3 protein-coding genes and 1 pseudogene are annotated in these 4,980 nt (G+C 41.9%); 2 read left to right on the top strand and 2 right to left on the bottom strand.

Features of this window, described 5'->3' with window-relative positions; all coding sequences use genetic code 11:
* Positions 1 to 399: 399 nt before the first annotated feature.
* Complete coding sequence (locus ACFFAP_RS35735; RefSeq protein WP_375515648.1) at positions 400 to 3,582, bottom strand: alpha-mannosidase; 3,183 nt, start codon at positions 3,580 to 3,582, stop codon at positions 400 to 402.
* A gap of 368 nt (positions 3,583 to 3,950) precedes the next feature.
* Positions 3,951 to 4,415 carry a hypothetical protein gene (locus tag ACFFAP_RS35730; RefSeq protein ID WP_375515647.1) on the bottom strand — a complete coding sequence of 155 codons (465 nt, stop codon included), beginning with the start codon at positions 4,413 to 4,415 and terminating at the stop codon, positions 3,951 to 3,953.
* Positions 4,416 to 4,522: 107 nt separating this feature from the next.
* On the opposite strand from ACFFAP_RS35730, the gene ACFFAP_RS35725 reads away from it, so the two are divergent.
* Both ACFFAP_RS35725 and ACFFAP_RS35720 read left to right on the top strand, forming a co-directional pair.
* On the top strand, positions 4,523 to 4,708 hold the full coding sequence (locus tag ACFFAP_RS35725) for a transposase (RefSeq protein ID WP_375515267.1): 186 nt from the start codon (positions 4,523 to 4,525) through the stop codon (positions 4,706 to 4,708).
* Positions 4,683 to 4,928, top strand: a pseudogene (locus ACFFAP_RS35720) (transposase); the annotation flags it as partial. The gene ACFFAP_RS35725 and the pseudogene ACFFAP_RS35720, both read left to right, overlap by 26 nt.
* Positions 4,929 to 4,980 lie beyond the last annotated feature (52 nt).

Here is a 4,980-nt window from a genome sequence, read left to right as displayed (position 1 = left end):
GATAAGGGGCGGGGGAAAGGGGAAAGAAAAAACCTTTAACCTAAACCCAGCAACCTTTTCCACAAACCCAATTTCGAGTTAAAAAAGCAAAACCCGAGCAGTATTGGTTAGAGATTAGGTGGCATCGGAAAATAAAAAGCAAGGGGAATAGTAACTATATTATTGCAGCTTAAGTGCTGATTAGCTTCTGTGAATTCAAAGTCTGATTAATGAAAGGAAGTGCCGAACAGAAATTACTGGATATCTTGTTAAAGTAACTTAAAGAAAAAGGAATTATCAAAGACAAAGAAAAACAGAGCACCGATTCAACCTATGTGCTAGCAGCGATTCGGTTTTTTGTTTCGCCTGGAAAGCGTAGCCAAAACTTTGCGTGCAGCATTAACATTGCTGCTTACCTACTTACGTCTCATTACTTATTAGGTTAAGACACAAAGTAAGAATCTTCCAAGGAAAAACGTTAAATTTGTTTTGCTTAAATAATTCCTTTGAAGAATGTGTGATTTGCTCCAATGTATCGACAGAGTGCGACACTGCTAATCCCAAGTCGCTTTGCAGTGATAACTCAGACTGCTGTCCGTAGCATTCATAACAGCGTAAGATCCATTTTTGAGGGTTGTCTTCACACTGCTTGAGAGCCATTAGAACTAAGTTTTCAGCGGATAAATCTAATAAACGACCAACTGCTGCTAGAGGTTTTATTTTAGCAGCCTCTGTAGCAGGGCAAATCATAGCTTGCAATGGTATATTCAATTCATAACCACGTCGCACAGTGTGGGCTGATTGCCAACTACCTGTGTGAGGATAGAGAGCATAAGTAAATTTATGCTCACCCCTGTCTGCTGTTGGATCAGGCCATTTTGGACTACGTAGTAAAGTCAGACGTAATTGATTCGATTGGCTGTCGTAACCGTATTTGCAATCATTAAGCAAACTCACCCCGTAGTTAACCTCCTCAAGTTCTTCCTTCGACGCAGGTAAGTTCGATGCTTCTCCTTGTTTTTCTTTGAGAGAGCAAGTACTTAAATCTGCCCATCGTAAGGCTGGAACTTCCCATTTTGCTTTTTCTCTAGGTTCTTGAGGCTGAGTAGGGCGCTTAATAGCACCACAGGGAATTTCATAAGTAGCGTAGTCTGCCTGTATATTTAATGGAAAAGCTGCTTTTACTAAAACTTGCTGCTCCTGCCAATTTACAGTAGTAACAATTTTTAGAATTGGCGACTCAACCGAGAGGATATAATCTTGATAAAATTCAGAGCCTGCTAACTGCCGTACCACCTGTAAACGCTGTTGTATGTCTCCTTGCTCTACCCAATTGATGGATTTTAAATCTGTTGGAGGCAAAGGATGTTGAGCATAGTTAGGGTCAATATTCCAAGCATCCCAATATTGACCACTGTCTTGGAATGCTTGTAGTTGATTACATCCTTGTTGATTCACAATTTCTCTGTTATGAATTTTATCAAAAATACTACAAAACTCACCAGTTTTCTCATCAACAATTACTCGTAAAAATTCATTTTCTAGAATCCAATCTTTTCTATTTATCTTCGATTCCAGCTTTACAGCCTGTTGATGGCATAGCCAGAAAACGCGATAGCCCAGTGATGGAATATCATTTGCTAGAAATAAGAGTACTGAACCCTCAGATATCTGAGATGGTAGTAGCTTTTTTTCTAAGTCATAAATTTCCCAGTATTTAAAGGAGGAAGTTGGTAAAGGTACGGCAACGACTTCTGAGCGTTGCCAATTTAAAGGGTTAAAGACGATAATCGGTAAAGCCTCTGGCTGCGGTGGGGAAGGAAAGTCAATTTGGGATGCGATCGCTTTAAGTGAAGACTTTAATATTTCTGAACCAACTCGGTCTACTTCCTGCCAAGCTAAGTTTGTATCTACATAAACTGTAGGAATTGACGCTCCTGGTAAAATATCGTGGAATTGGTTAAATAATACCTTCTTCCAAGCGTCTTCTAATTCAGTTTTAGGATAAGCTACCCCAGCGCTGATCGTTGCTAAAGAAGCAAACAGTTCTGCTTGGTATAATAAGCCTTCACAGTGACGGTTCCAACGCTTTTGATCAGCATGAGTAGTGTAGCAGCCGCGATGGAATTCAAAATACAATTCATCATTCCAGACGGGAAAAGGTTTGGGCTTTTTATCCTCTGGCTGTGATGAAATAGACTCTTGACTGCTAATTTGTTGCAAATAGGCGTCGCTTGTGCTGAATTCTAAGCTTGGGAAAAAAGGAGATTTCTGCCAACGGCTCGCCACATCCAACATATCTTGAGTAGGGCCGCCACCGTGGTCACCACAGCCAAAAAGCCATAAAGCATCTTTCAAACCAGTCTGTTTTTTCCAATCAATGGCATAGTTAGCCATTTTGATGGGGTTGATATCTTCACCGATCGCGTTAGACATCAAGCTGAGTATCTCAGTCCCATCGAGCGATCGCCAAAAGAATACTCCGTAGGGAAATACTGTGGTATCATTCCAGCTTAATTTCTGGGTAACAAAGTATTCAATTCCTCCTTGTTGGAGAAATTGGGGCAAAGTTGCACAGAAACCAAAACTATCCGGTAACCAGATCACTTTACTCAATACACTAAACTTTTCCTGCACATAACGCTGACCATAAAGGATCTGTCGCACAATTGATTCGCCATTGATAAGGTTAAGATCCGGCTCAACCCACGTTCCGGCGGCTACTTCCCATCGCCCAAGAGCAACCTGTTGTTGAATAGCAGCAAACAAGTCAGGGCGATGTTGTTCAATCCAGGCGTACAAAGCTGGGCTAGAATGGCTGTAAATTAGGTTGGGAGACTCTTGCTGTAGCTTCAAAACCGATTCAAAAGTACGCTGGGCAACTTCCCAAGTTTCACTTATCGGCCACAACCAAGCTAAATCAAGGTGAGAATGACCAAGCAGAAAAATGTGGCGTTCTTGTAATAGTGGCAATTCATCAATTGCTAATGCTAGGTTTTGGCGTAAAATCGCAAGTGATTGCTCAAAGAATTGACCATCTGGCAGAGCTGCCCAATTAATTAGAGCAACAGCCACTGTCATGGCATCTAATTTTTCTGGTGCTTCAGCTTCTAGATAACGCTGCAAGATGGCTAACTCATCAGCGACAAAACCAGGGTCAAGCCGATCATCACTGGTAGACTCATATACAAGGTGCGATCGCATTAACGCTCCTGTATCATTATCTGGACTTACTAACCGCAATGCAACGACAATCTCCTCCCCTGTTTTTACAGATGGAATAAGCAACACCCTGGTTGAGGCATCAAACAAATCTCCTTCTTGCACCAGAGAACCATTGACAAAAATCTTGACATCTTTTGCCCACCAAGTCAGCGCTAGCCGTAATGCCAAATCAGTCAAAGGATAGCCATGCAAATTTTGGGGAATGACAAATTGTTGAGCAAGCCATAACACCTGCCCGCCAGGGGGTATAGTAACTTGTTCTTTGGCATTGAGTTCAGCACAAGGCCAGTGCCAAAAGTCTGTAGGCAGGCATATGCTAGCGTCAGGAGCATCTGAGTTACAACACCGCCAACTGGTGTGAACATTGAGCCGAGACATCTGGCTCAATCTTTGAATGGTTTGAGTAATCAGGTTACTATCCATTTTAAAAAATAAATAATTTTTATCGAGCAATGAGTTCTTTTAAAGCTAACTTTATACCTTTTTGAAAGGCCAGATGCAAGCGACGTGTTCTTGAGTCCATTTGCCAATTTTAGTAGTACTGCAACAACTTTTCTGCCCAAGACTCTTTATCAGGAAGTTTACCCTGTTGAAAAAAGTTTAGGATTGTGTGAGAATAACCCATTCCTTAGGCCAACCTTAATAAATGATTTTCTTGAAGACGATAAGCGGAAATTAAGTGAGTCAATTTCAAAGATGTAAACAGACCTGTACCCAAACCAATGTCACAGGAAGTCAGTGCTAAGTCATCCACCATCATGGATAATTGGAAAAGTGCTGCTGGACAGTAGGGGATCTGTTAAGGGATTGGAACCCCATCCCCAGGATAGATCGACTGCATGGTAAGGGTCAGAGCTAGGTATTAGACCTATTGAATAACCACCCTGCAATAGCATCAGGCACGAAGCTACGGCTATTCCATGCGTATCCTCCCAATTCTGCTTGAAATCACGGAAGTTGGTTGCCATAGGAATAAGTTCTAAACCCAGACTAGCAAGAGTCAACTTAGATTTCTGCACCGCTCTGTCAAAGGATTCTTGCTCAAAGAGGGGAATGTCAAACCCATGAACCATTAACCCTGCTTCTAGAGGACGCTGACTTCTACCACACTTTCCTCGGCTGTGACGAAACGCGGTAAAGCAGCTATCTAACCCACCTGAAAAAGCAGAAATTGCTCGTTTTGGCCTATTGACTACGCCCGGATTTCTCACAAACTCGGAAAAAAATGGGGGTAAAAACTGTTAAAATGTATAGGTGGCATGCATTTAAGCAGTTTTAAAGGATAATTCAACCAGCAAGGCGATCAATACCAAAACAGTTGAAATTTGAACAGCCAAAATCACCCCCAATCGTAGTAAACTTCACTGGGGGGCAGGTAACATCCGATGCTGGTTTAGGGTTAATTGCGGAACTAGACCGAAAATTGCAAATAACATCACGATTAGCTCTATGTTTCCAAACACAAAAATACGCTCTGGCGCGGGGAAATGGAAAATCGCTTTAAAGAGCAACAACTTGAACTTTTTAGTGATCGAACCAGTACACACACATTTGCGGGCAATCAGTTACGTTTGTGGTTTTCTTCTCTTGCTTACGTTTTGATGAATGCCTTGCGGTCAAAATGTTTGACCAAGACGGAACTACAAAATGCCCAAGTCGGAACTATTCGGACTAAATTACTGAAATTAGGCGCTCTGATTACTGTAAGCGCACGGCGAATTTTATAGCGGTTCTCAGTTGGGTGAAATATAGTAACAGCAGTGGGTGAACCATCCA

The sequence above is a fragment of the uncultured Nostoc sp. genome (assembly GCF_964245575.1).
Classification (GTDB): domain Bacteria; phylum Cyanobacteriota; class Cyanobacteriia; order Cyanobacteriales; family Nostocaceae; genus Nostoc.
Note: the sequence above shows the minus strand (reverse complement) of the source record. Positions and strands in the feature narration are given on the sequence as shown.

What these genes read in the sequence shown, in the direction of transcription:
- ACFFAP_RS35735 (WP_375515648.1), bottom strand. Translation starts at nt 3,582, where the DNA reads ATGTCTCGGCTCAATGTTCACACCAGTTGGCGGTGTTGTAACTCAGAT.